This window comes from Curtobacterium sp. NPDC089991 (genome assembly GCF_044748425.1).
In the GTDB taxonomy this organism is placed as follows: domain Bacteria; phylum Actinomycetota; class Actinomycetes; order Actinomycetales; family Microbacteriaceae; genus Curtobacterium.
Genome location: NZ_JBIVGB010000004.1, coordinates 420,830 through 445,416 on the forward strand (window position 1 = coordinate 420,830; position 24,587 = coordinate 445,416).

Here is a 24,587-nt window from a genome sequence, read left to right on the forward strand (position 1 = left end):
GGAGCCACCAAGATCAGAGCATGACCACCCGTGACCGCCTCCTCGCTCTGGTCGTCGCCGTCGTCTGGGGCCTGAACTTCCCCGCGACCGCGCTCGCCCTCGAGCACTTCCCGCCGTTCCTGCTCGCGGCCCTGCGGTTCACGATCCTGGCGGTCCCCACGCTGCTGTTCGTCCCGCGGCCGAAGATCCCGATCGGACGGCTGCTGCTCGTCGGGTTCGGGCTCGGGGTGCTGCAGTTCTCGTTCCTGTACCTGAGCATGGCGTCGGGGATGCCGTCCGGGCTCGCCTCGCTCGTGCTGCAGGCCTCGGCACCGTTCACCGTGGTGCTCGCCGGGGTGTTCCTGCGCGAACGGCTCACCGGGCGACAGGTCATCGGCGTGACGATCGCGGTCGCCGCCCTCGGCCTGATCGCCCTGCACCGGTCGCAGACGGCGGCGTTTCTCCCGGTGGTGCTGGCGCTCTGCGGCGCGCTCGGGTGGGCGATCGGCAACGTGGCGACCCGACGAGCAGGAGCCGCGAACCCGCTGCACCTGACGCTCTGGTGGTCGGTCGTGCCGCCGATCCCGATAGCCGTGCTGTCGTTCGTGGTCGAGGGGCCGGACCGCATCGGCGCCGCACTCGGCACGGCCTTCACCACCGAGGCCCTGCCGGCGGACCTCGGCCTGCTCTACATCGTGCTCGTCGCGACCCTGGTTGGCTACGGGATCTGGTCGCGGCTGATGGCGACCTACCCGTCGAGCACGGTCGCCCCGTTCTCGATGCTCGTGCCGGTCGTCGGTGTGCTCGCGTCGTGGGCGGCCTTCGGCGAGGTGCCCGACCTGGTCGAGGTGCTCGCCGGCGCCGTCGTGGTCGGGGCGGTGCTGTGGTCGTCGCGACCGGCGCGGCTGTCAGACGAGCCGGTCCCCACGCCGGTCGACGGGGTCCTGGTGCCGACGCCGATCGACGGGGTCCCGGTGCCGGCGCTCAGCCCCGGTGCTGGCGACGCTCCGCGATGATCCCGGCGAGCGCACCGCGCAGGTGCGGGTAGCGGAACTCGTAACCCGCCTGGGTCAACCGCGTCGGCACCACCCACCGGCTCTTGAGCACCAGTTCGGTCTCGGTGCGGATGGCGAAGGACCCGACCTCGAGCATCCACCGAGGCGTCGGCAGTCCGAACCGGCGGCCCACGGCGTCGCGGATCGTCGCCATCACGGTCCGGTTGTCGGACGGGTTCGGGCTCGACACGTTCACCGGCCCCTCGAGCTCCGGGTGGTCGCGGACGAACCGGATCGAGCCGAGGACGTCGGCGATGTGCACCCAGCTGAACCGCTGTCGGCCGCGGGTCGGTCGGTGGTGGTGGTACGTCCCCGCCCGCAGCCGGGACCGGGTCGGCACCCAGGCGCCGTCGTACTGCGGCCCACCGAGGCCCGTCTGCGCCAGCCGGAGGAGCGGCACGAGTGCGCTGCCGTCGCCGAACACGATCGCCATCCGGAGTGCCACCCGGCGGGTCGACGGCAGGTCCGCGCCGAAGAAGGCGTCCTCCCACGCGCGAGCCACCGAGACCGAGAAGCCCTCGCCGAGCTCGCCGGTCAGTTCGTCCTGGGGGCGGTCGTCGGCGTGCCGGTAGATCGTCGCCGTCGAGGCGTTCAGCCACAGCGGTGGCGGCTGCTCGGCGGTGCGGATGGCCTCGGCGAGCTCGAGCGTGGTGTCGACCCGGGAGCGCGTGATCTCGGCGCGGTTCTGGCGGCCGTACCGGCAGTTGACGCTTTTGCCCGCCATGTTCACGACGAGGGCTGCACCGTCGACGAGCTCGCGGATGCGCAGGGTGTTGCCCCACACCGCATCACCGGTCCGGCCCACCGTGACGACCTCGTAGCCCTCTTCGGTGAAGGCATCGCGCAGGTACTGCCCCACGAACCCGCTCGCTCCCGCGATCACGACGCGGCCCTTCTGGTCGCTCATCTCATCCCCGTCCTGTGTCCGGCGCGATCTCGTACCGGAACGCCCCCTCGTACCGGTACAGCGTGCCGAGCACCGGCGCCGAGAGCACCAGGGACACGCGCTGGAGGTCCGCTTCGTCATCGAATCGTTCTGTGAGCGTCACACGTGGTGACAGGGCGGCCGGGCGCGGCCCGCTCAGCGGCGACGCGCCAGCGGCGCGCGGGCCGCGCCGAGCGAGCCTGCGAGCCCGGTCACCTCGCGTCCCAGCGCACGGAACGTCACGCGCGTGGAGACCAGGCGCAGGGCGCCCGCGTCCGGCCCGTGCGCGTCGACCTCCGCCCGGAGCCGGGCGCTGACGCGCCCGTGGCGACCGAGGTGGTCGACCAGGCCGTCCGGTTCGGCGGTGATGGCGTCCACCATCGTGCGGCTGCCGGAGCGGAACCGGAAGGTGCGGTGCGCGCGGACCGCGGGGCGGGCCTCCCGTCCGGCACGACCACGACGGACGCGAGCCGGGTGGTTCTCGACCGTGAAGGGGACGTCCCGCTCCCAGACCGGGAACATGACGGCATCGCGGGCGAACCAGGCGAGCAGCGGCCACAGCCACCGGCGCGGTGTGCCGACGACGTCGAACACCCCTTCACCGCGGCCGACGTGGCCCGGCGGGATCGCGCCGAAGTACGCCGACAGCCGCGGGTGCAACCGGGCCAGCACGTCGGATGGTGTGGACAGCTCGTAGGGCGACCGGGTCACGTCCCGATCCTGGCATGTCGTCGGTGCCGATCCCTACGATGTGGCACATGGGTCACGACCACGGAGCAGGGCACTCGCACGGGCACGCGTCCGAGCGCGCACTGCTCATCGCGTTCTGCATCTCGGCGACGATCCTGCTGGCCGAGGTCGTCGGCGCCGTCGTCACGGGTTCCCTCGCGCTGCTGGTCGATGCTGGGCACATGGTCGTCGACACCGGTGGGCTCGGCATCGGACTCGTCGCGACGCGGCTCGCCCGCCGCAGCCCGACGACGCAGCGCACATGGGGCTTCCAACGTGCCGAGGTACTCGGTGCCACCGCCCAGGCGGCGATCCTGCTCGCGGTCGGCGTCTTCGTGATCATCTCCGCGATCCAACGGTTGTTCGTGCCCGCCGAGATCCACTCCGGGCCACTGCTCGTGTTCGGCATCATCGGACTCGTCGGCAACCTGGTGGCCTACGGCGTGCTGCTGCGGGCCTCCGGCGAGGGCTTCACCTCGCGCGCCGCCCGGCTCGAGGTCCTCAACGACACCCTCGGCTCGGTCGCCGTCATCGCCGCCGCGGTCGTGCTCATGCTCACCGGGTGGGAGCGTGCCGACTCGGTCGCCGCGATCCTCATCGGCCTGCTCATCCTGCCGCGGGCGATCCGGCTGCTGCGCGAGACCGCGAACGTGCTGCTGGAGTCCACGCCGCCGGGGCTCGACCTCGATGACGTGCGGGGCCACATCCTCGAGCTCGAGCACGTCATCGCCGTGCACGACCTGCACGCGACCCTGGTGGCGACGGGGGTCCCGAACCTGACCGCCCACGTGGTGGTGGACGACGAGTGCTTCTCGACGGCGCACGCTCCGCGGATCCTCGACGAGCTGCAGCAGTGCGTGGCGGAGCACTTCGACGTGCCCGTGGAGCACTCGACCTTCCAGCTGGAGCCCGCGTCGCACCGGCGGCACGAGCACGAGGTGCACGCGTAGGGGTGCTGGCGGGCGTTGTGCTTGTCGACGCGGAACGACTTCGTCGACGTCGTACGACATCGGCTTCGTCGTTCGTTGCACGCGCGCACTGTTGCCGGTGCCCGGAGACGACATCCTCGACGTCGTACGACATCGAGAGTGTCGTTCGGGGTCGGCGTTCGCCCGCGCCCGCGTCAGCAGTCGTCGGTGCGCGTCGGGTACGCCGTGATGACGCGGTCGGTGGTGGCGGAGACGATGACCTTCACGAACGGGTCCGCATCCGGGCGCGACCCGTCGTCGAACCGGACCGGCGCCGCGTAGCAGACCTTGCCGTCGCCGGCGTCGACCGGGAACCCCGCTCGCGGTGCGACCAGCGCCGTCTGCACGGCCGTGAGCATCGCGTCGTCCCAGTCGCGGGAGCCGTGGCCCGCGACGACCTCCTGCCAGTCGGCGGTGTGTCGCTGCCGGATGTGCTCGTAGCCCTGCGCCGACGTGCCGCACTGCAGCGTGACCCGCCCGAGCGCCGCGGTGTCGTACTGGGCGACGGCCGCCTGGGTCGTGGAGTCGCACCGCGCCAGGGTGCTGTCGCCGGGCAGGTCCGGCCCGGTGCGGGTGATCGTGACGGTGCCGTCGCCGGAGGCGGTCGCAGCGTCGCTCGGCGTCCCGGAGCTCGATCCGGCGCCGATGGTCGGGTCGTCCGCGCCTTGCCGCGCCGTCAGGAACAGCCCGCCGGCGAGGAGACCGGCGGCCACCACGGCCGCGATCCCCGTGATCACGGGACGGTTGCGGTTCTGGGGCACGCGCCCAGTATGCCGGGAGTGCGACCCGCACGACGGAACCAGGTTCCGGACACGACACCGCGCGATCGCGTGGTGCGGTGTCCGGAACCAGGTTCCGGGATGCGACGGGCGGACGGGAGGCCCGCCCCGCGTCAGGCGCGCGCGGCCAGTCGGGTACCGGCGACGACGGCCAGGACGGCGACGAGCACCACGTACCCGATCAGGACCGGCAGGGTCGGGATCACCAGGAGCGCCGCCCCGACGGCCACGACCGGCACCGTCAGCCCGGCGTACGCGATGAGGAACGTGGCCGCGAGCACCCCGCCCCGACGCTCGGGACCGACCAGGGCTCCGGCACTCGCGATGCTGGCCCGGAAGAGCAGCCCGACCCCGGCGCCCGCCACGACGCCACCGCCGATGAAGCCGGCGACCTGCAGCAGGACCGCGGCGACGGCGAGCACCGCCAGGCCGCCGACCAGGAGCACCATGCCGAGTCGGATCTGCGTGCGCTGCGTGAGTCGGGCGAACACGATCTGCGAGACGGCGCTCGCGGCGAACACCCCGAAGGTCGTCGCACCGGCCGCCAGTCGGTCGGTGACGTGGAAGGTGGTGCCGAGGAACGTCGGGGCGACCGAGGTGAAGAGCCCCTGGACCGCGAGGGCCGCGAACGCTGCGGCACCGGCTGCCCAGAACGCGGCGGCCTTGCCCTCCGGCGCCTGCATGCGCTGCGGGCGGTAGGGCACACGGGTCTCGGGGCGGGCGACGGTCTCCGGCACGACGAGGACGAGCACGAAGGCCACGGTCAGCGCGACGACGAACACGACGTACGGCACCATGAGCGGCGCTCCGACGAACTCGGCGAGCGCACCCCCGACGAGGGCGCCGAGCGACAGCCCGCCGAGGTTCACGGCACCGGCGGCGACGCTCGCGCCCTTCGCCGAGTCGGACGAACCGGTCGCACGGACCCGCAGCTCACCGAGGTGGGCGGTCGCCGTGGCGGTGAGCGTGCCGACGCCGAGGCCGGTCACGAGCCGCGCGACGATCAGGCCGGTGACGTCGTTCCAGACCAGGAACAGCACGGCGGCGACGAGCTCGAGGGCGATCGACACGAGGATCAACGGCTTCCGCCCGTGCACGTCGCTGAGGTGCCCGGCCAGGTACAGGGACCCGACGACCCCGACGCCGTACGCGGCGAAGATGATCGTGGTGGTGAACGTCGGGAAGCCGTCTCGTGCCTGGTAGATGACGTACAGCGGTGCGGGGACGGTCGCGAAGGCCATCACCGACAGGAACGCGAAGGCGACGGCCCAGAAGCCGAAGCCGTGGCGCCGACGGGTGTGCGCACGACGGCCACGGGGGGCCGGGACGCGGTCGCTCGCGGGAGCGCTTGGGGTGGCGGGGAGAGCGCCCGTCGGGGTGTCGGTCACGGTTGACATGCTCCGATGATCGCGCGCGCCGAGCATCGAGTCCAACGGATGCTCTTGATGCCGTCCATCGATCGGATCGATGATGGGGAGATGGAGACCCGCCTGCTCGAACAGTTCGTCACCGTCGCCGCCGAGGGCAGCGTGACCCGCGCGGCCGAACGGCTCTGGGCGGCGCAGTCCACGGTGTCGGCCGGGATCGCCTCGCTCGAACGGACCTTCGGCGTGCGGCTGTTCGACCGCACCGGACGGCACCTCGTGCTCACGACCGCCGGCGAGGACCTGCTCCCCCACGCCCGCGCCGTGCTGGAGTCGCTCGACCGGATGCGCGACCTGGCGACGGTGGACGACGCCGACCTGCGCGGACGGGTGCGGCTCGGGATCTTCACGAGCATGGACATCGTCGACCTGACCGGCGTGCTGCAGCGGTTCCGGCGGCGGCACCCGCTCGTCACCGTGGAGCTCATGACCTCGCCGTCCGGCACGACCGGGCTCGTGCAGGACCTCGTCGCCGGGCGCCTCGACCTCGCGTACACGGGACTGCCGACGGTGCCGGCGGGAGTGGTGGTCGAACCGTTGCGCGAGATGCCGTTCCGGGTCTTCACGGCGTCGGACCACCCGTTGGCGGGGCGCGCCTCGGTGTCGCTCGCCGAGCTCGCGGACGAGCCCTTCGTCGACACCGCGCACGGGTTCGGCAACCGGATCATCCTGGACGGCGCACTCGAACGGCTCGGGATCCGGCGGCGGATCGTCGCCGAGATGAACGACATGCCCGCGGTGATCCGGTTCGCTTCGGCGGGGCTGGGGGTCGGGGTCGTGCCGGACTCCGGGGTGCGGCACGACGGCGCGGTCCTCGAGCTCGAGGACGCGGTCGAACCGCTCTGCATCGGCCTGGCGATCCGCACGAGTCCGGAGCCGAACCGTGCCGTCCGGACGCTCGCGCGCGACCTCGTCGCCGCGCGCGTCGTGTGACGCGGCGCCGGATGGTGGGTCCCACCGACGGACGGGAGGCGCAGGGCGGGTCCGCCGCGCGCCTCCCGGCCGTCAGTCCCCCCAGATCGTCGCGATGAGAGCGGGCAGGAGCCCGTCGGTCGGGACGTTGGTCTGCTCGATGGTGATCCAGGTGTCACCTCGGGCGAAGTACGTGTACGCCTTTTCCACGCCGTAGGGCTCCACGATCCCGCGGGACTGGCAGAACGTCCCGCCGTCGCGCTCGGTGCACGTCCCCCCGCCGTCGTGCGCCGGGAACTCGTCGATCTCCTGCTGGATGGCGGCCTCGGTGGCGGTCCCGACCCGGACCTCGATCCCCGAGACGTCTGCGCGCGGGTCACGCCACGTGCAGGAGACCTTCGACTCGACGCCTGCCGGGTCCTGGCCGTCGGGGACCCGATCGGTTCCCGACGGCGGATCGGCCTGCGTCAACGGAGTGTCCCCGAAGAAGCGGTCGTAGTCCGCTGCCGAGACGAGCGCGCGACAGTCCGTCGGGATCGTCGCCACGTCCACCGGGGCGCTCGGTGTGGACGTCGGGGTCGGTGCACCGGTGATCGGCGCGGAGGACGGGGTCGTCGCGGTGGGCGAGGGCTCGGGCGCCTGCGTCTGGGTGGGCGCGGCGACCGGGGTGTCCTGCTGGGAGAGCGTCAGGGCGACGGCTCCGGTCGCGGTGCCCACGGCCAGGAGCGCGACGACACCGATGACGATGCCGGATCGGCCACGACGCCGCGCGGCCCGCGGGGTGGCGCGCTCGAGGACGTTCTGCTTCATCGAGACGAGCATGCGCTGCAGGTCGTCTCCCTCGGGAGGTTCAGTGTTCATCGTGCGTCACCACCTTCTTGAGTCGGCGTCGGCTGCGGGAGACCCGCTGCGTGACCGCTCCGACACTGAGTCCGAGCATCTCGGCGGCCTCGGCGTACGAGTACCCCTCGAGCAGGCAGAGCTCGCAGATGCGGCGGTCGGTGGCGGGGAGCGCGGCGATCTCGTCGCGGACCCAGCGCAGGAGGTCACGGGCCTCGTCCTGGTCGGTGGGAGCGGCCAGGTGTTCGGGCAGCTCGTCAGCGCGCCGACGGGCCTGCTTCCGGCCGGTGTTGAAGGCGTGGTTCCGGCAGACGACGAGCAGCCACGGCAGCACGGTGTCGGCCGGGAGCTCGAGCGTCACCGCTCGCTGCCAGAGCGTCAGGAACGTGTCCTGCACGATCTCCTCGACGTCGGACCGGTCGTCGACGAGTGCCCAGGCGTACCGGGTGAGCGTGGCGGCGTAGCGGTCGAACACCCGTGCGAGCGCACCGGTGTCCCCCTGCGCGATCGCACGGACGAGTCCTTCGTCCGTGTCGGTGCCGGTCGTCACGTCCACATCCCACCTCCTTCACCCAGAGGTGTCGGCAGGATGCGCGATCCTGACAGGACCGTGGCGGAAACGTGATCCCGGGCGTGTCCGCACAGCGATGCGCGCGACGGCGCCCGCAGTGGATCAGTGGAAGTCGTCGCCCTCGCCGTCGCCGGGCGTCTTGTGCCCGCCGAGCATGTCGTTGTCGTCCTGGTCGCTGGTCGACGCGAGCTGGAGCATCGCGAGCACGACGACCACCACGATGAACGCGACGCCGAGGAAGATCACGGCCAGCTGCAGTTCCCGCGTCGAGAACAGCACGACGAGCCCGGTGAACACCGCGATGATCGCGGAGATCCCGAGGAGCTCGACCGGGCGCAGACGGTCACGACGGCTGGGGGTGGTCATGCGTGTGGTGCTCCGTCCGGGGCGACGGCCGGCGTGGCCGTGCCCCACTTGTGCGAGAGGCCGGCGATCACGTGGAAGACCGCCGTGATGGCGAGGTAGGCGCCGAGCAGGCCGACCAGGACGATCGAGGCGTCCAGCGTGCCGGTGACCTGCTCCACCCCACCGAGCTGCTGCGAGTAGTCCGGCGGGGTGATGAGGAACGCGATCGCGAGCAGCAGGGTGAGTGCGCCGATCGTGGTCCAGTCCCGCGCGAAGGGGGAACGACGACGAGCCCGCAGTCCCTGTGCCAGCTCGAGGGCCCCGGTGAGCACCGCGAAGGCGACGATGACCGAGATGAACGCCGGCAGCCCGAGACCGTTGCCGGCGAACCCGGCGACGGCGGCGAGCAGGGTGATGACGGCCTGCAGCAACGTGGTGCGGCGGGACCGACCGTCGAGCGGGAGCCGCGCGACGCCCGCCCACAGGAGCACGAGTCCTTCGACCAACGCGAAGCCGGCGAACAGCAGCAGGCCGTAGCCGGCGGCGTGGTTCGTCGAGAAGGTGATGACGAGCGCGACGACCGCGGCGGGCACGGCCCGGAGGATCGGGATCGGCCAGTACCGCGCGCGTTGGGTCGCCTCGTTCACGGTGGTGGCGTCGTCCACGGTGTCGGACACGGGACCTCTTTCAGGCATGCGGATCGTGAGATCGATCCTACCGCCGCGGTGGCAGCCGACCGACCGCCGGGGGTCCCGCAGCACTGAGGATGCTCGAATACCCGGTGGGGTGGCGTCGCCCGAACGACGCCACCCCGTTCGCTGGATCAGGACCGCGGCTGGTCGTCCGTCACCACCGACCGCCGTCCACGCCGACGAGCAAGCCACCAGCAGGTCGAACCGGCCGCGACGACCACCGCGGCGAGCGCGGCGAGCAGCCCGAGGTCGTCGACGCCGGTGTAGGCGAGGGCGCCGCGGGCAGCCTGCGGTCCCGCGTCGGCGACCGGGCCACGGGGATCCCGGTCGCCGTCGCCGTCGCCGTCGTCACCGCGGGGCGCATCGGGCACCGATGCCTCGTCGTCGGGTCCGGGCGCCGGGGACGGGGACGGGCTCGGCGCGGGCCCGTCGTCGTCCTGCTCGACGACGATCGCGACCTCGGTCGACGGGTCGCCGCCGTCCGGGTCCGTCGGGGAGGTCGCCGTGGCCACGTTCACCACGTCGGACCCGTCCCCCTGGTACTCCGGGTCGAGGACGGCACGGAGCCGGAAGTCGTGGGTCTCCCCCACGGCGAGCGCCACGTCCGACCGGCAGGTCACCCGCTGCCCCTCGGCCGTGCAGCCGTCGTCGGACCCGACGAAGCGCATCGCCTCGGGCAGGTCGTCCACCGCGCCGACCTGCTGGGCGACCGACGGTCCGCGGTTCCGTGCGGTCACGGTGTACTCCACCTCGTCGCCGGGTTCGACGGTGGACGGCGACACCGTCTTGTCCGTCTCGACGTGGGCGACGACCGGCGGCGTGGTGACGGTCGTGCTCGCCCGCGAGGTGTTGTCGGACTCGTTCGTGTCGGACAACGACGTCGGTGGTGCGATGGTGGCGACGCTCTCGAGCGGCCCCTCTACGCCGTCGGCGATCCGCCCCTCGACCGTCACCACCGCCGAACCACCGCGGGGCAGGTCGAGGTCGGTCGCCACGTCACCCTGCCCGGACGGGGTGGCGCAGCCGGAGCCCTCCGCCGCCTCGCACGTCCAGGAAGCGCCCTCGATCGTGTCCGGGACGTCCACCTGCAGCGGGCTGGGGTCGGCGGCGTTCGGTCCGGGGTTGCGCGCCGTGACGGTGTACCGGACGGGTTCCCCGGCGACCGCGGTGGCGGGCAGGTCGTGCTCGACGGACAGGTCGGCGGGCTTCCACACCCTGAAGGCGTCGACCTCGTGGTTGTTCACGTGGCTGCCGGTGGCGCCGGCGAACCCGAGGCGGAGGGTGCTCGGCAGCGGCGCCTGGTCGTCCCCGTGCAGGGGGACCGCGTCGAGCACGGTGCGCATCGTCGAGCCGACCTGCAGCCGGACGGTCATCGAGAGCTCGCCGGCATCCCCCGGCAGCAGGGTGATGCGCACCGTGCGCGGCGTCGACCCGTTCGTCACCGTGCCGCCGGGAGCGGGAGCCCCGGCGACGTACCGGTAGCCCTCGAGCCCGTTGCCGGAGCCGCGGACGACGACGTGGTCCGGCTGGGCGCCCGGCCCGGAGGCGTTGATGCGCGACGAGAAGTTGCCGTAGTGGTCGATCGCGATCCCCGCGAAGCCACCGGGCACCCCCGGCAGGTCGCACAGCCGCCCGCCGCCCTCGGTGGCCTCCTTGCGGCAGGCGTACCCGAGCCCGGCACCGAACGACCCCACGCCCTGTGCCGCTGCACCGTCGGCGAGGTACAGCAGCAGGCCGTCGGCCCCGGGGTCGTCCTTCGCGGTGTGCATCGCGTAGGTGAACTCGATCTCGAGCCCGGTGTCCGAGGGGAACGTGTCGTTCGTCGACCAGGCGCCGGCCTGGTTGCGGATGTCCGCGGTCAGCCGGAGTCGTCCGCCGGAGACCGCGGCGTCACCGTGCAGGGCACCGCCGGACGCACTGGAGAACTGGTTGACGTAGGGGAAGTCGAGCGTCGCCGCACTCGACCCCGTGGGCAGGATCGTCGGTGCCGCGAGCACGGCGAGCGCGGTCAGCGCGGTGCACGCCGCTGCGAGGCGACGGGCCACCCGCGACCGGACCGGACGTGGGACGGATGCTGGAGCAGTGGGTTCTGTCATGCCCCGATCGTCGCGATCCGGGCGTCACCGGACGGCGGGCCGGAACCGATCTGTGGAACGCGGCCACGGGCCTCCTGGCTGTGGAGGAAGAACGGACGGAGCTGGTCCGCTCAGGCCAACCAGACCGTCGTCTCGCCGGGGAGGACACCCGGCAGCACGCCGGCCGCGTCACCGAGCGGCCCGGACGCGACCACGACGTCACCCGACGGCAGCGGAACGGGCGTCGTGCCGAAGTTCGTGACCGACCGCCACCCGTCGTGCCGGGCGAAGGCCACGACGCCGTCGCCGGACTCCAGCCAGGTGAGCTCCTCGCCCCGCTGCAGCCGACGGCGGGCGTCCAGCGCTGCCCGGTACAGCGTCAGGGTGGACGCGGGATCCCCGTCCTCCGCCTGAACCGACGACGCTCCGAAGTCCGCCGGCTGCGGCAGCAGCGGCGCGACGTCCCCGAAGCCGAACGACGGTCCGGAGGTCGTCCACGGGATCGGCACACGGCACCCGTCCCGGCCCTTGACGGTGTGCCCGGAACGGAGCCACTTCGGGTCCTGCAGCTGGTCACGCGGGATCGCGGCGGCTTCGTGCAGGCCGAGTTCCTCGCCCTGGTAGACGTACGACGACCCGGGCAGCGCGAGCATCAGCAGGGTCGCGGCACGGGCTCGGCGCAGGCCCCGCTCCCGGTCGAGCTCGGGCGCGGTGCCGTCCGTCAGCAGCCAGGCGTCGGTGTCGGTGTCGTCCGGCAGGCCGTACCGGCTGGCGTGCCGCACGACGTCGTGGTTCGACAGCACCCAGGTGCTCGACGCACCGGACTGCTCGGACGCCGCCAGGTTCCGCTCGATGATGCTCCGGAACGCAGCGGATTCGAACGGCGCCTCGAGCAGGTCGAAGTTGAACGCCTGCCCGAGTTCGGTGGGCCGGGCGTACAGGACGCGTCGCGGGGCCGGTGCCCAGGCCTCGGCGACGGCGGCCCGGGGCGGGTCGTACTCGTCCAGCACGGTGCGCCAGGACGCGAAGACCTCGTGCACCTCGTCGCGGTCGTACAGCGGGTCGGAGCCGTCGAGCGGCAGCGCGTGCTCGTTCGATGCGCGGTACGGCGTCGACAGGTCCTTCGCCAGGCCGTGTGCGACGTCCACCCGGAAGCCGTCGACCCCGCGGTCCGACCAGAAGCGCAGCGTGTCCTCGAAATCCGCACGGACGGACGGGTTCGACCAGTCCAGGTCGGGCTGCTCGGGTGCGAAGAGGTGCAGGTACCACTGACCGTCCGCGACCCTGGTCCAGGCGCTCCCGCCGAAGTTCGACACCCAGTCGCTCGGCGGCAGTTCCCCGGACACACCCGCCCCGTCGCGGAAGACGTAGCGCGCCCGTTCCGGCGAGCCCGGCGCGGATGCGAGCGCCGCCCGGAACCACTCGTGCTCGTCCGAGGTGTGGTTCGGCACGATGTCCACGATCACCCGCAGGTCGTGCTCGTGCGCGGCCCGGAGCAGGGCGTCCAGGTCCGCCAGCGAGCCGAGTCGTGGGTCGACCGCCCGGTAGTCGGCCACGTCGTACCCGCCGTCGGCGAGGGGCGACGGGAAGAACGGTGAGAGCCAGAGGGCGTCGACGCCGAGCGCCGCCAGGTACGCCACGCGGCTGGTGATGCCCGCGACGTCGCCCAGGCCGTCGGCGTTCGAGTCCGCGAAGCTGCGTGGGTAGACCTGGTAGACGACGGCGTCGCGCCACCAGTCCGGGTTCGTCGTGCGGGGCGTACTGGCCGGCGTCCGAAGCGTGCTCACGTCGCCACCGTACCCATCGCCACCGTACCCAGCGGTCTGGGAATAGCACGCCGTAGGCTCGGATTGGTTGTCGCAGACACCTTTCCGTCCCAGAACAACGTCTCGAACCAGAAGGATCACCATGACGAACGTCCTCGCACTCGTCGGCAGCCTCCGCGCCGACTCCATCAACCGCAAGCTCGCCGAGGCCGCGGCGCACCACGCGCCGGAGGGCATCGAGGTCACCACGTTCGACGGCATCGTCGACCTGCCGTTCTACAACGAGGACATCGACGGCGACACCCCGCCGGCCGCCGCCGTCGCCTTCCGCGACGCGATCGCCGCCGCGGACGCCGTCCTGCTCGTCACCCCCGAGTACAACGGCACGATCCCGGCCGTGCTGAAGAACGCCCTCGACTGGGCATCGCGTCCGTTCGGCGCCTCGCCGCTGTCCGGCAAGCCGCTCGCCGCCATCGGTTCCGCGTTCGGGCAGTACGGCGGCGTGTGGGCCCACGACGACGCCCGCAAGGTCGCCGGCATCGCCGGTGCGAAGGTCCTCGAGGACGTCAAGGTCGCGATCCCGCAGTCGGTCGTCCGCTTCGCGGAGACCCACCCGCGCGAGGACGCCGAGGTCACCTCGCTCGTCCAGGGCGCGCTGAACGCACTCGCCGACGCCTCGACCGAGCAGGCCGCCGCGTAGAGCGACCGGGTGCGGTCGACCGCACCACAGGACGGACGGGAGGCCCGTGGCGACCCCGCCACGGGCCTCCCGTCCTGCATGCGGGAACGGAGCAGGCACACCCACAGGAAGTCGCTAGACGGCCTCCATACGAGACGGACTAGCCTGTGGCAATGGCAACGCAGGAGATCACCGAGGCGTCCGGGTACTGGTTCCCCGACGACGACGCGACCCAGCGCGGGGTCGCCGTGCTCAACGCCCTGCGTCGCTACCGGGCCGCCGAGACCGCGATGCGCCGCCGCACCCGCGACTCGATGGGCATGGGCGAGACCGACCTGCTCGCCGTGCGCTTCCTGCTGCAGTCGCAGCGCTCGGGCCGCAGCGTCAGCCCGAAGGACCTCGCCGCTTACCTGAAGATCTCGTCGGCGTCGACCACGATCCTGATCGACCGCCTGGTGAAGTCGAACCACGTGCGCCGAGACCCGCACCCCACCGACCGTCGAGCGCTCGTGATCACCCCGACGACCGAGACCGATGACGAGGTCCGCGCGACCCTCGGCATCATGCACCGCCGGATGATGTCGATCGCCGAGGGACTGCCAGCGGACGAGGCACGCATCGTCGCGTCGTTCCTCGAGCAGATGCGCGGCGCCGTCGACCAGGTCGACCCGGCCCCCGCGCACTGAGCGTCGCCCCGCCACCACCCCGGGGGACAGTGCGGTTCCGTGCGCACTGAGAGTGGTCACGGCCGCACCGCGTAGACCGGAAGGGTCACCGACGCGAAAGGAGCCACCACCATGCACGCTTCGGACAAGATGGCCAAGAACCTCCAGGCGGTCCTCGTGGACCTCATCGACCTGCACCTCCAGGGCAAGCAGGCCCACTGGAACATCCTCGGCACGAACTTCCGCGACCTGCACCTGCAGCTCGACGAGATCGTCGACGCCGCACGCGAGTTCGCCGACGACACGGCAGAGCGCATGCGCGCCCTGTACGCCGTGCCGGACGGACGCTCGAGCACGGTCGCTGCGTCGAGCCACCTCGACCAGTTCCCCGAGGGTGAGATCACCACGCACGACGCAATCGACCAGGTGACGCTCCGCCTCTACCAGGCGACCGGCACCATGCGCGACGTCCACGACGAGGTCGACGACGAGGACCCGACGACCGCGGACCTGCTCCACGGCTTCATCGAGCGCCTCGAGCAGCTCGCGTGGATGGTCTCCGCCGAGAACCGCGCACCGAGCACGCCGCTGGCATCTGCCACGACGCCTGCCGTCGCCGACGCCTCGGCGCACGCCTAGGGGACCGAGTGGACCTCGGCATCCAGGGCAAGACCGCGCTCGTCTTCGGTGCCGACTCCGGCATCGGCTGGAACACGGCTCGCATCCTCCTGGCGGAGGGTGCGACCGTGGTCGTGAGCGACCTCGACCAGGCGCAGCTCGACAACAGCGCCGACCAGCTCGAAGCGCCGCTCGGCAAGCTGCACGCGTTCGCGGCCGACGTCACGAGCGCGGCGAGCCTGGCGGACCTGCACGGCAAGGTGCGGGACGCCGTCGGCGCGATCGACATCCTGGTGCAGTCCTCGGGCGTCACCGGCGCCCAGGGACTGTTCCACGAGATCGACGAGCAGGGTTGGGCCGACACCATCGACGTCGACCTGATGGGTCCTGTCCGCATCACGCGCGAGTTCATCGGCGACCTGCGGCAGGGCGGGTGGGGCCGGATCGTGTACCTCGTGTCCGAGGACGCCTCGCAGCCCTACGACGACGAACTGCCCTACTGCGCCGCGAAGGCCGGGGTCCTGTCGTTCGCGAAGGGCCTGTCGCGCACCTACGCGCGGGAGGGCGTGCTCGTGAACACCGTCAGCCCCGCGTTCATCCACACGCCCATGACGGACGCGATGATGAACAAGCGGGCGAAGGAGACGAACCAGAGCTTCGACGACGCGATCACGAGTTTCCTCGACGAGGAACGTCCCTACATGGAGCTGAAGCGCCGCGGTGAGCCGGAAGAGGTCGCGAACGTCATCGCGTTCCTCTGCTCCGACCTCGCGAGCTTCGTCAACGGCTCCAACTACCGGGTCGACTCCGGCTCGGTCGCCACGATCTGACGCCGGGAGGCACCGTGACCGACTACCGATACCTCATCATCGGCGGCGGGATGGTCGCCGACGCCGCCGCCCGCGGTGTCCGCGAGCTCGACGCCGACGGCACGATCGGCATCCTCAGTGAGGACGTCGACCGGCCCTACGCCCGCCCGGCCCTGTCGAAGAAGCTGTGGACCGACCCGGACTTCAGCTGGGAAGAGAAGGTCGACCTGCACACCGAGGAGACCGGGGCGTCGTTCGTCCTCGGCACCGCGGTGACGGGGATCGACCGTGCATCGAAGACCGTGACCACGGCCGACGGCCAGACCCACGGCTACGAGCGGCTGCTCATCGCGACCGGCGGCAAGCCCCGCGGGTTGCCGGGCCTGGAGCCCTCGGACCGCGTGCTCGACTACCGCAGCGCCGACGACTACCGGAAGCTCCGCGAGCTCGCCGACGCCGGGGCGCACGTGGTCGTCGTCGGTGGCGGCTACATCGGCCAGGAGATCACCGCGGGGGTCGTGCAGAACGGCGCCCGCGTCACCCTGGTCGACCCCGACGACATCGTGGGCGGCCGGATGTTCCCGGACGACCTCGCGCGCGCGTTCCAACAGCGCTTCGTCGACGCCGGCGTGGACCTCCGACTCGGACGCCGGGTCGAGTCCGGCACGCAGACGGCCGACGGGGTCACGCTCACGCTCGACGACGGCTCCGTGCTCGAAGCAGACGCCGTGGTCGCCGGACTCGGCATCGAGCCCGCCACCCAGCTCGCCGCCGACGCCGGTCTGACCGTGCGCGACGGCATCGTGGTCTCGTCGACGCTGCTCACCGACGACGACTCGGTCTTCGCGGCCGGCGACGTCGCCGAGTACCCGGACCGGATCCTCGGGACCCGTCGGGTCGAGCACGTCGACAACGCGCAGCAGCAGGGTCGGCAGGCCGGCCGGAACCTCGCCGATGCCGACGAGACCTACGACCACACGCCGATGTTCTACTCCGACGTCTTCGACATGGGGTACGAGGCGGTGGGGCAGGTCTCCACGAAGCTCCGGACCGTCGAGGACTGGCAGGACCCGACCGTCACCGGTGTCGTCTACTACCTGGACGACGATGACACGGTGCGCGGCGTGCTGCTCTGGAACGTGTGGGACAAGACCGACGAGGCCCGCAAGGTCCTCGCCGAGGCGAACTCCCTGACGTCGGACATGCTGCCGGGCCGCATCACCGCCTGACCGGCACGCTGGTCGCCCTGGACGCGACCGACGGGAGGCCCGGTGCCGGTTCCGTGAACCGGCACCGGGCCTCCTGTACGTCGCCTGCAGTGCCCGGTGTCAGCGGTTCGGGTCGGCCTCGGGTGCGACCGCGTCGACGACCGCTTTGCGGTCGGCGGGGTCGACCGGCAGGTCGTCGCCGTCGGCCATCGCGACCGCGTGGGCGGACTTCGCCGCCTCGAGGGTCTCGTCGTCGTTCTTCGCCATGCCGACCAGTTCGACGAAGCGCGACTTCACGAGCATCCACGCCTCGCTCGGACTCAGGCGCGACAGGTCGGACGCCGTCGAGTCGTCGCGCACCCGCTGCAGCGAACCCACCCCGCGGTCCGGCAGCCGGTGGTCGACGTGCGCGACCGCAAGCCGTGCGACCGCGTCGGCCTGGGCGTGCATCACGGAGTGGGCGCCGTCGACGACCTCGCGCAGCACCGCGTAGGGGAACACCCGCGCGAGCCGGCGGATCCAGTCCCGCGGGACCATCGCGTCGTGCTCGCCGCGGACGATGAGGGTGCGCGCCTGCACGTGGGCCGCGCGCTCCTCGATCGGGAACGCGATCATCCGCGGCAGCACCTTCGAGAACCAGTGCCACCCGCACAGCGCGTACGCCGTGATGCCGTGCCACCGGACCGCCGAGGGCTCGTGCAGGGTCGACCGCAGGAACCGGAACGCGGACTGGCGGACCGTGCGCGCGTGCGAGTCGACGACCGGGCTGATGAGCACGAGGTCCGAGATCTCGGGGTGACGCGCCGCGACCTCGGTCACGACCTGGGTGCCCATCGAGTGGCCGACCAGGACAGGGTCGACCAGGCCGAGGTCGTCGATGACCTTCTCGACGGCGTCGGCGTACCGCTCGATCGAGACCTTCCCGCGGAACCGGGGAACGCCCGCGAAGCCGGGCAGGTCGAGGGCGTGCACCGGGCCGTTCTCGTTGAGGTGCGGGGCGAGCCGCTCGTAGTAGGTGGCCGCGATGCCGAGGCCGGCGACGAGCAGGAAGGCGCGCTCCCCCGGCTCGCCGATCGAACTCACGCGGACGTACGTGCCGTCGACCGCGACCCGGTCCACCTCGACGGTGACGTCGGCGTTCTCGGCCTCCGCGAGTTCGCCGGCCGGGTCCGGGGTGGCTGCCGTGCGCTCGTCGTTCACGTGGGTCTCCTCGGGTCGGGCGAGCGCCCACGATACCCGCGGACACCGCCGCAGCGTGCGCTCCCGCCCGGTCAGCCGCTGAAGGTGTTCGCGGGGAACCCGTGCACCCGCGTCGGCACCGCCAGGATCGCCCCAGAGGACGGGTGCTGCTCCAGCTGATCCTCGGTGAGGTTCTCCCGTGCCGAGGCGACGAACAGCGTCGACATGTCGGGGCCGCCGAAGGCCACCGACGTCACGTTCGGGGTGGGCAGCTCCACGGTCTCGAGGTGCGATCCGTCAGGGCCGTACCGCTCCACCCGGCCGCCGCCGTAGACCGCACTCCACGAGCAGCCCTCGTCGTCGCGGACCAGGCCGTCGTGGGCGTGGCCGACGACGAACGGTTCGAGCTCGCCGAGTTCGCCGTCCGGACCGTACGACCCACGGTAGATCGTCGACGCGCTCGTGTCGGTGACGTACATCACGGTGCCGTCGTCCGACCACTCGAAGCCGTTGGTCACGCCGAAGCCGCCGCGGAGCAGTCGCGTCGTGCCGTCTGCCTCGACCGAGTACAGCGCACCGTCCGGCTCGCCCGTCGTCAGGTTCATGCTGCCGACCAGGAACCGGCCGAACGGGTCGCACTTGCCCTCGTTGAACCGGAGCCCGGCCGTGGCGTGCTCGACGCGGGTGAGTTCACGCTCGACCACCCCGTGCTCGTCCGTCACGACGACGGTGTCCCCGAGCGCTGCGACGAAGCCGCCAGAGGCCCGCGGCTGGAAGCTCGCGAGCGGCGGCGGGAGCGGGACCGTCGACACCACGGTGCCGTCGGACTGCGCGGTGACGAGGGTGCCGAGGGTGATGTCGGTCCAGCGGAGCAGCTGCGCCGACGGGTCCCACACGATGCTCTCGGCGAGGACCGCCCGGGCGTCGGAGAAGACGGTCACGGGCCCGGTCGTCGCGCTGGTGTTCATCGGACCGGTCTACCGGCGCCGGCTCCGTGCTCCCTCAGCCGGGCGCGCTGCCCACCAGTTCACGCGCTGGGCGACACCTCACGAGACCGCGGGCGCGTGGAGTGTCGCCTGGCACGAAAGTCCGCAGGCCCCGCTTCGATCAGAGGCGGGCGTACCTCGCGCGGAAGAAGCTGTAGACGCCGAAGGCGAGGAACCCGATGCCGATCGCGACCAGGACGAACACGCCACCGGGCATCGAGCGCACCGCGTCGAACGCCGCGTCGAGGCCCGTCGCCTGCTCCGGGTCGCTCCGCAGTCCGGCCACACCGATGAGCACACCGACGATGACCACGGCGATGCCCTTGCCGACGTACCCGACGACCCCGAGCACCGTGACCACCCGGTCGAGCGTCCCGGACGGTCGGGTGATCTGCTTCCGGAACGTCCGCCGACACCCGATGACCACGAGCCCGATGCCGACCGCGACCGCGATCGCGCCGGCGAGGAGCAGCACGAACACCCCGCCGGGCGTCGCGAGGGTCTTCGCCGCGGCACTCTGCGACGAGCTGCTGGAACTCGACCCGGCGCCGAGGGCGTACGACGCCGACGAGTACGCGATGATGCCGTAGACCACGGCCTTCGCGACGTCCTTCGCCCGGGCGAGCCACCCACGCGTGCTGTCCAACCGGCCGCCGACGACGGCCTCGACGATCAGCCGCACGGTGAGTGCTGCCGTGCCGATCGCGATCAGCCAGAGCAGGAAGACCCCGCCCGGCACGGCAGCGATCTGCTGCAGTGCTCCGGACTGGTCGGTCTCACCGCCGGAGGACGCGTTGCCGATGCCGAGCAGGATCGCGAGGTACCCGATCAGCAGGTGGACGATGCCGCTGCCGACGAAGCCGGCGCGAGCGGTCAGCTCGAACCAGCGGCTGTCCGCCGCTCGTCGGACCTGTCGTCCGGTCTCCCGTGCTGCGTGCTCTGCTGTGTCGCTCATCCGGTCAAGCGTGCCCGACGCGGGCCGGTCTGTCCGGGCCGCGCCGGGCAGTGGGGCTGACCCGGAGCCGGACGGGCGGCGCGGGGCGGGCTGCACCCGCGCCTCCCGTCAGTCGCCCTTCACGTTGACGACCTGCCGCAGCGTGTGCCGGATCGACACGAGGTCCGACGCGTCCGCCATGACCTGGTCGATCGGCTTGTACGCGCCCGGGATCTCGTCGAGGAACGCGTCGGTGTCGCGGTACTCGATGCCGACCATCGCCTCCCGCAGCTGGTCGTGCGTGAAGGTCCGCCGTGCCGCGCTCCGCGAGAACAGCCGACCGGCTCCGTGCGGCGACGACTCGAGCGACGGCTTGTTGCCGAGGCCCTCGACGACGTACGACGCCGTGCCCATGGACCCGGGGATCAGGCCGGCCTGACCTGCCGTCGCCTGGATCGCACCCTTGCGGGACACCCACACGGACTTCCCCCAGTGCGTCTCGCGCTGCGTGAAGTTGTGGTGGCAGTTGATCCGCTCCTGCTCGTCGACGGGGGTACCGACGACCTCGGACAGCTGCCGCACGACGCGGTCCATCATCTCCTCGCGGTTGAGCAGGGCGAAGTGCTGTGCCCACCGCAGCTCGGCGATGTACCGGTCGAACTCCGGCGTGCCCTCGACCAGGTAGGCGAGGTCGGGGTCCGCCAGCTGGATCCACCAGCGCTCCATCAGCCGCTTGGCGACCTTGATGTGCCGCTGTGCGATCTTGTTGCCGACGCCCCGCGATCCGGAGTGCAGGAAGAGCCAGACCCTGTTCTCCTCGTCGAGGGAGACCTCGATGAAGTGGTTCCCGGAGCCGAGCGTGCCGAGCTGGTTGCGCCACCCGCCGTGCGCCTGTGCGGGGTCGAACCCGGCGGCGTCGGCCATCGCCTCGAGCTCGGCGATCCGCGGCTCGGCGGTCGCGACGATCTTGCGGTTCGACGCGCCGGCCGACAGCGGGATCGCGCGCTCGATCTGCTCACGCAGCTCCTGCAGGTCGTCGGGCAGGTCGGCCTCGGTGAACTGGGTCCGGACCGCGATCATGCCGCAGCCGATGTCGACGCCGACGGCAGCCGGCATGACCGCGCCGAGGGTCGGGATGACCGACCCGACGGTGGCGCCGAGGCCGAGGTGGGCGTCCGGCATCAGGGCCAGGTGCGGGAACACGAACGGCATGCGTGCGGTCGTGCGGGCCTGCTGCTCGGTGTTGTCCTCGAGCATCGAGGCCCAACTCAGCAGGCGGTCGTTGATCTTCTTCATTGCTTCGTCTCGCTTTCAGGATGGCCGTCTGGACGGTCTTCGATGACGGTCCGGGACGGTGTCCGGCCTGCGCTCCGGGCGACGTCGAGCGCGACGTGGCGAGGATGAGCAGGACGACGAACGCCCCGGGCCGGGTGGGCACGGGGCGTCGTGGGACGTTCCGTGCCTACGCGGGATAGCGGAGGGACCACTGCTGCTGCGGTTCGGGCAGCACGGCGGTCGCGTCGAGCTGGAGCTCGACGCGTTCCTCGTTGTGCTGCACGGCGCGCATGCGCGGTCCTTCCGGTGTGCCCGGGACGGGCGTTCCTGCCGGCGGCGTTGGTGCCGCTGGCGTTCCTGCCGTTGGGCAGGAGAGCGACAGTAGTGCGACACGCCCGGGATGCGCAACTCACCCGGGCGTGTCGCGGTCGTCCACAGCCGGGAGGTCCGTCCCGCGTCCTCCACAGCGGGGTACGTCCGCCTGATGGTCGCGCCTCGGGCGCGGGCAGTCTGGGTGCATGACGGAGCGCACCGAAGACACCCTCGACGCGGTCGACACCCACGCACGCACCGACGGCTACGCCCCGCTCCGCACCTACGGAGCGATCGGCGATGGTCGGACCGTCGCGCTCATCGCCCGCGACGGACAGATCGACTGGCTGCCGATCCCCTCGATGGACTCGCCGCCCGTGTTCGCGGAGATCCTCGACGCCGAACACGGCGGCCACGTGGCGCTCCGCCCGGTGGACCGATCGGCCGAGGTCACCCGCGAGTACCTGCCCGGCACCAACGTGCTCGTCACCACGTGGACGACACCGTCCGGGCGGGCGACGGTGACGGACGCGATGGTCACCGGGGTCGCCGGTCGCCTGCCGTGGGCCGAGGTCGCGCGCTGTGTCCAGGGGGTCAACGGGTCCGTGGAGTTCGAGTGGGCCGTCGTGCCCGGCACCCTGCTGGGGACCGCTGAGCCGAAGCGCCTCGACACCGCGAACGGCGCCGTCATCGGCATCGACGGCATCACGATCGCGATCGTCGAGCAGGGGTTCGATCCGGTGGACGACGACCGCCCGCGCTTCTCCGGCCGGTTCACCACCGGCGACGGATCGAAGCACATCCTGACCATCGTGGGCACGCACGACGAGCCGATCTTCATGCCGCGGCCGGAGAGTGCACTCGCCGCGATGGACCGGACGATCGACAACTGGGCGACCTGGTCGGAGGAGTTCTCCTACGACGGCCCCTGGGCCGAGGCGGTGCAGCGCAGCGCCCTCGCCCTGAAGTTGCTCATCTTCTCGCCGACCGGTGCGATCGCGGCGGCGCCGACCACGAGCCTGCCCGAGGACCGGACCGGCGGCAAGAACTGGGACTACCGGTTCGCCTGGGTGCGCGACCTGTCGTACACCGTGCACGCCCTGACCCGGTTCGGCCTGCGCGAGGAGACCCACGCGGCGGTGTCGTGGGTGATGTGCACCATCGCCGAGCACGACGAGGACATGCCGATCTTCTACGAGCTCGACGGCACGAAGAGCGACGACGTCGAGGAGCGCGACGTCCCCGGGTGGAACGGCATCGGCCCGGTCACGGTGGGCAACCGCGCTGGCGACCAGCTGCAGCTCGGGGTCTGGGGTGACGTCTTCGAGATCCTGCGCCAGTACGTGAACGCCGGCAACGTCCTGGACCGGAAGACCGCGGCCGTCCTGCAGCAACTCGCCGACGACGCCTGCCACCGGTGGGAGGAACCGGACTCGGGCATGTGGGAGCTCGAGGACACCCAGCACTACGTCACGAGCAAGATCGGCTGCTGGCAGGCCCTCGACGCCGCGGTGGACCTCCACGATGCCGGCATGATCGACGGGCCGCGCGCCAAGTGGGTCGAGAACCGCGAACTGATCACGCAGTGGGTCGCGGAACACGGCTGGGACGAGGAACGCGGTCACTACGTGATGTACCCGGGTTCGGATGGGCTCGACACGTCGATCCTGCTGCACGCGATGAGCTCCTTCGACCGCGGCCCACGCATGGCGTCGACCATCCGGGCGATCGAGGAGCAGCTGCAGCGCGGACCGCTGGTGTACCGCTACTCGGGCATCGAGGACGAGGAGTCGCCCTTCGTCGCGTGCTCGTTCTGGCTCGCAGCCGCGATGGCCTGCACGGGCCGGATCGACGACGCTCGGACCCTGATGGACGAGATGGTCGGCCAGGCGAACGACGTCGGGCTGTTCAGCGAGATGATCAGCGAGGACGGCTCGTTCATGGGCAACCTCCCCCAGGGACTGTCGCACCTGGCGCTCATCCAGGCAGCGCTGACCATCGAGGAACTGACTGGCGAGGACGACCACTCGGAGTGATCATGGAGGGGTCATGAACGACGTCGATGCACGGATGGACCGGCTCCGCAGGGCCGCTCGCTACCGTTACCAGCAGCTGGTCGACAGTGAGATCGAGCGGGGGTCGCTCGATCCGGACGAGGTGCGTGAGGAACGCCGGCTGCTGAAGGCGGCCGACGTCGCCGCGCACGCTCGGGCGCAGATCGAGGAGGCCGAGCGCCGCGGCGTCTTCGAGGGCAATCCGTACCACGGCAAGCCCCTGCCCGGGAACGACGGGCAGCACGACCCGGACTGGTGGATCCGCTCCAAGATCGAACGCGAGGACATCCGCGGTATCGCTCCTCCCGCTCTCGCACTCCGCACCGAGGACGCGGAACTCGACGATGCCCTCGACGCACTGTCGACGGAGGCCGACGTGCGCGATGTCCTGGTGGACTTCAACGCCCGGGTGAAGGAAGCCCGACGTCAGCTGCTCGGTGGGCCGCCGGTCGTGACGCCGCTGCGGGACGTCGATGACGAGGTCACCGCGTGGCGTGACCGCCGGGAGGCCCGTCTCGCTGTGGCCGCAGCGGCTGCGGCTGCACTGGCGGCCGGGTCTGACGACCGACCTCGTCGGTGGTGGCGCCGGCGTCACTGAACGTGGTGAAGGGCCGTCCCGGTTGCCCGGGGCGGCCCTTCACGAGTGGTGCGGTGGTGCGTGTGGTGCGGGGTGTTACTTGATCTGTGCGGTGATGGTGGCGGTGCCGACGAGCAGGCCGCGCTTGACGGCGTCGGTGCCGAAGGTCTTGTTCAGCAGGCCGGCGGCGTCTTCGGAGACGTGGACGGTGGTGCCGGTCAGGATGGCGTT

25 protein-coding genes are annotated in these 24,587 nt (G+C 71.7%); 10 read left to right on the top strand and 15 right to left on the bottom strand.

Going from position 1 to position 24,587, the window contains the following annotated elements; translation table 11 throughout:
- Positions 1-20 precede the first annotated feature (20 nt).
- A complete protein-coding gene (locus tag ACIPV1_RS14060) occupies positions 21-995 on the top strand; it encodes an EamA family transporter (protein ID WP_402726664.1) in 975 nt (324 codons plus the stop codon).
- Here ACIPV1_RS14060 and ACIPV1_RS14065 read toward each other — a convergent pair.
- Genes ACIPV1_RS14065 through ACIPV1_RS14075 form a run of 3 tightly spaced genes read right to left on the bottom strand, consistent with a single transcriptional unit; the run spans position 964 to position 2,670 of the window.
- Positions 964-1,941, bottom strand: coding sequence for a DUF1731 domain-containing protein (locus ACIPV1_RS14065; RefSeq protein WP_173169944.1), 978 nt, complete (start codon positions 1,939-1,941; stop codon positions 964-966). The genes ACIPV1_RS14060 and ACIPV1_RS14065 overlap by 32 nt on opposite strands.
- Before the next feature lies 1 nt (position 1,942).
- Positions 1,943-2,083 carry a hypothetical protein gene (locus tag ACIPV1_RS14070; RefSeq protein WP_402726665.1) on the bottom strand — a complete coding sequence of 47 codons (141 nt, stop codon included), beginning with the start codon at positions 2,081-2,083 and terminating at the stop codon, positions 1,943-1,945.
- 32 nt (positions 2,084-2,115) lie between these two features.
- A complete protein-coding gene (locus ACIPV1_RS14075) occupies positions 2,116-2,670 on the bottom strand; it encodes a DUF4166 domain-containing protein (protein WP_402726666.1) in 555 nt (184 codons plus the stop codon).
- Positions 2,671-2,717: 47 nt separating this feature from the next.
- Here ACIPV1_RS14075 and ACIPV1_RS14080 point away from each other — a divergent pair, with 47 nt between their 5' ends.
- On the top strand, positions 2,718-3,638 hold the full coding sequence (locus ACIPV1_RS14080) for a cation diffusion facilitator family transporter (protein ID WP_111086907.1): 921 nt from the start codon (positions 2,718-2,720) through the stop codon (positions 3,636-3,638).
- A 173-nt stretch (positions 3,639-3,811) separates the two neighbouring features.
- On the opposite strand, the gene ACIPV1_RS14085 is transcribed toward ACIPV1_RS14080, so the two are convergent.
- Positions 3,812-4,417: a hypothetical protein gene (locus ACIPV1_RS14085; RefSeq protein ID WP_402726667.1), complete on the bottom strand. Its 606-nt coding sequence runs from the start codon at positions 4,415-4,417 to the stop codon at positions 3,812-3,814.
- A gap of 131 nt (positions 4,418-4,548) precedes the next feature.
- The gene (locus ACIPV1_RS14090; protein ID WP_402726668.1) at positions 4,549-5,832 is read right to left on the bottom strand and encodes an MFS transporter; all 1,284 of its coding nucleotides are present in this window, start codon (positions 5,830-5,832) and stop codon (positions 4,549-4,551) included.
- 48 nt (positions 5,833-5,880) lie between these two features.
- On the opposite strand from ACIPV1_RS14090, the gene ACIPV1_RS14095 reads away from it, so the two are divergent.
- Positions 5,881-6,792 carry a LysR family transcriptional regulator gene (locus ACIPV1_RS14095; RefSeq protein ID WP_402726669.1) on the top strand — a complete coding sequence of 304 codons (912 nt, stop codon included), beginning with the start codon at positions 5,881-5,883 and terminating at the stop codon, positions 6,790-6,792.
- Positions 6,793-6,864: 72 nt separating this feature from the next.
- Here ACIPV1_RS14095 and ACIPV1_RS14100 read toward each other — a convergent pair whose 3' ends face one another.
- The 6 genes from ACIPV1_RS14100 to ACIPV1_RS14125 all read right to left on the bottom strand — a co-directional run bounded on the left by ACIPV1_RS14100 (position 6,865) and on the right by ACIPV1_RS14125 (position 13,081).
- Positions 6,865-7,632 (bottom strand): hypothetical protein, encoded by a 768-nt coding sequence (locus tag ACIPV1_RS14100; protein WP_131844783.1) that lies wholly within the window; start codon positions 7,630-7,632, stop codon positions 6,865-6,867.
- Positions 7,622-8,161, bottom strand: coding sequence for an RNA polymerase sigma factor (locus tag ACIPV1_RS14105; RefSeq protein WP_111086929.1), 540 nt, complete (start codon positions 8,159-8,161; stop codon positions 7,622-7,624). Before ACIPV1_RS14105 ends, ACIPV1_RS14100 begins: the two co-directional genes overlap by 11 nt.
- Before the next feature lie 123 nt (positions 8,162-8,284).
- Positions 8,285-8,548 (bottom strand): hypothetical protein, encoded by a 264-nt coding sequence (locus ACIPV1_RS14110; RefSeq protein ID WP_111086912.1) that lies wholly within the window; start codon positions 8,546-8,548, stop codon positions 8,285-8,287.
- A complete protein-coding gene (locus ACIPV1_RS14115; RefSeq protein WP_123293438.1) occupies positions 8,545-9,204 on the bottom strand; it encodes a DUF308 domain-containing protein in 660 nt (219 codons plus the stop codon). The genes ACIPV1_RS14110 and ACIPV1_RS14115 overlap by 4 nt, the downstream gene beginning before the upstream one ends.
- 146 nt (positions 9,205-9,350) lie before the next feature.
- Complete coding sequence (locus tag ACIPV1_RS14120) at positions 9,351-11,315, bottom strand: hypothetical protein (protein WP_402726670.1); 1,965 nt, start codon at positions 11,313-11,315, stop codon at positions 9,351-9,353.
- 110 nt (positions 11,316-11,425) lie between these two features.
- Positions 11,426-13,081, bottom strand: coding sequence for a glycoside hydrolase family 13 protein (locus tag ACIPV1_RS14125; RefSeq protein WP_402726671.1), 1,656 nt, complete (start codon positions 13,079-13,081; stop codon positions 11,426-11,428).
- Positions 13,082-13,202: 121 nt separating this feature from the next.
- Between ACIPV1_RS14125 and ACIPV1_RS14130 the strand changes: the two genes are divergently transcribed.
- The 5 genes from ACIPV1_RS14130 (at position 13,203) to ACIPV1_RS14150 (ending at position 17,060) form a co-directional block, all read left to right on the top strand.
- Positions 13,203-13,760, top strand: coding sequence for an NADPH-dependent FMN reductase (locus tag ACIPV1_RS14130; protein WP_111086916.1), 558 nt, complete (start codon positions 13,203-13,205; stop codon positions 13,758-13,760).
- A gap of 152 nt (positions 13,761-13,912) precedes the next feature.
- Complete coding sequence (locus ACIPV1_RS14135) at positions 13,913-14,425, top strand: MarR family winged helix-turn-helix transcriptional regulator (protein ID WP_123293435.1); 513 nt, start codon at positions 13,913-13,915, stop codon at positions 14,423-14,425.
- Between the two features lie 111 nt (positions 14,426-14,536).
- A complete protein-coding gene (locus ACIPV1_RS14140; protein ID WP_123293434.1) occupies positions 14,537-15,043 on the top strand; it encodes a Dps family protein in 507 nt (168 codons plus the stop codon).
- A gap of 8 nt (positions 15,044-15,051) precedes the next feature.
- A complete protein-coding gene (locus ACIPV1_RS14145) occupies positions 15,052-15,852 on the top strand; it encodes an SDR family NAD(P)-dependent oxidoreductase (RefSeq protein ID WP_131844787.1) in 801 nt (266 codons plus the stop codon).
- 14 nt (positions 15,853-15,866) lie between these two features.
- A complete protein-coding gene (locus ACIPV1_RS14150; protein ID WP_402726672.1) occupies positions 15,867-17,060 on the top strand; it encodes an NAD(P)/FAD-dependent oxidoreductase in 1,194 nt (397 codons plus the stop codon).
- 99 nt (positions 17,061-17,159) lie between these two features.
- Here the strand turns inward: ACIPV1_RS14150 and ACIPV1_RS14155 are convergent, their stop codons facing one another.
- From ACIPV1_RS14155 to ACIPV1_RS14170, 4 genes are all read right to left on the bottom strand, one after another.
- Positions 17,160-18,239, bottom strand: a complete 1,080-nt coding sequence (locus ACIPV1_RS14155) for an alpha/beta fold hydrolase (protein WP_123937341.1) — start codon at positions 18,237-18,239, stop codon at positions 17,160-17,162.
- 71 nt (positions 18,240-18,310) lie between these two features.
- Positions 18,311-19,186 (bottom strand): SMP-30/gluconolactonase/LRE family protein, encoded by an 876-nt coding sequence (locus tag ACIPV1_RS14160; RefSeq protein WP_402726673.1) that lies wholly within the window; start codon positions 19,184-19,186, stop codon positions 18,311-18,313.
- Between the two features lie 139 nt (positions 19,187-19,325).
- Positions 19,326-20,159 carry a DUF1206 domain-containing protein gene (locus ACIPV1_RS14165; RefSeq protein WP_402726674.1) on the bottom strand — a complete coding sequence of 278 codons (834 nt, stop codon included), beginning with the start codon at positions 20,157-20,159 and terminating at the stop codon, positions 19,326-19,328.
- 108 nt (positions 20,160-20,267) lie between these two features.
- The gene (locus tag ACIPV1_RS14170; RefSeq protein ID WP_402726675.1) at positions 20,268-21,434 is read right to left on the bottom strand and encodes an RtcB family protein; all 1,167 of its coding nucleotides are present in this window, start codon (positions 21,432-21,434) and stop codon (positions 20,268-20,270) included.
- 497 nt (positions 21,435-21,931) lie between these two features.
- On the opposite strand from ACIPV1_RS14170, the gene ACIPV1_RS14175 reads away from it, so the two are divergent.
- The gene (locus tag ACIPV1_RS14175; RefSeq protein WP_402726676.1) at positions 21,932-23,761 is read left to right on the top strand and encodes a glycoside hydrolase family 15 protein; all 1,830 of its coding nucleotides are present in this window, start codon (positions 21,932-21,934) and stop codon (positions 23,759-23,761) included.
- Between the two features lie 13 nt (positions 23,762-23,774).
- Complete coding sequence (locus tag ACIPV1_RS14180; protein ID WP_402726677.1) at positions 23,775-24,377, top strand: DUF1992 domain-containing protein; 603 nt, start codon at positions 23,775-23,777, stop codon at positions 24,375-24,377.
- The last annotated feature ends 210 nt before the right edge of the window (positions 24,378-24,587 follow it).